1 protein-coding gene is annotated in these 676 nt (G+C 65.5%); it reads right to left on the bottom strand.

Annotation, left to right across the window (positions count from 1 at the left end):
- Window positions 1-25: 25 nt before the first annotated feature.
- A complete protein-coding gene (locus DSX2_RS13675; protein ID WP_020881671.1) occupies window positions 26-604 on the bottom strand; it encodes an ABC transporter permease in 579 nt (192 codons plus the stop codon).
- Between the last annotated feature and the right edge of the window lie 72 nt (window positions 605-676).

Genomic DNA, 676 nt, shown 5'->3' with positions numbered 1-676 from the left:
CCTGCCCGCCGGAGGCGATCCGGCTCTATTCCTTGACCGCGACCCAGCTGGAGAGGAGCCCCACGAGGAGCAGCCCGCCGAACAGGGCGGCGGCCTGGGTGAGGGGCAGGAAGTCGATGGTCAGGAAGAGCGGGGGGATGTTCAGGGTATTGTGGACGATGAGCTGGAAGATCTTGAGCAGCACGAGGGCGAGGAAGCCGGAGACGAGGCAGAGGAAGGCGCCTCCGGAGAGCATGGGCAGCTGGATGTAGAAGCGGGTGGCGCCCACGAGGCGCAGGATCTCGACCTCGTCGAGGCGCGAGATCTGGGCGAGCTTGATGGTGTTGCCGACGATGAGCCCGGCGACCAGGGCGAGCAGTCCGATGAGCGGCCAGACGAGTCCCCGGCTGATGCGTATCCAGGACTTGGCGAGGTCCATCTGCAGGGGGTTGTAGTGGACGTCGGCCACGCCGGGCATGGCTTTCAGGCGCTCGTAGATGTTGCGGGTCCAGTCGGCGTCGTCCTTGGGCACGGAGAAGGTGGCCTGGGCCGTGGGCGGCAAGGGGTTGCGGGAGCCCAGGGTGTCCTTGCCCACGTCGTCGCCGAAGGACTTGGTGAGCTCCATGAAGGAGATCGGAAGAGCGGTTCAGCAGGAATGCCGAGACCGGGAGCTAATATCGTATGCCGTCTTCTGCTT

The sequence above is a fragment of the Desulfovibrio sp. X2 genome, from assembly GCF_000422205.1.
Classification (GTDB): Bacteria; Desulfobacterota; Desulfovibrionia; order Desulfovibrionales; family Desulfovibrionaceae; genus Alkalidesulfovibrio.
The sequence above is the reverse complement of the archived record's forward strand: the minus strand, read 5'-3'. Positions and strand labels throughout refer to the sequence as shown.

What these genes read in the sequence shown, in the direction of transcription:
- DSX2_RS13675 (WP_020881671.1), bottom strand. Translation starts at nt 604, where the DNA reads ATGGAGCTCACCAAGTCCTTCGGCGACGACGTGGGCAAGGACACCCTG.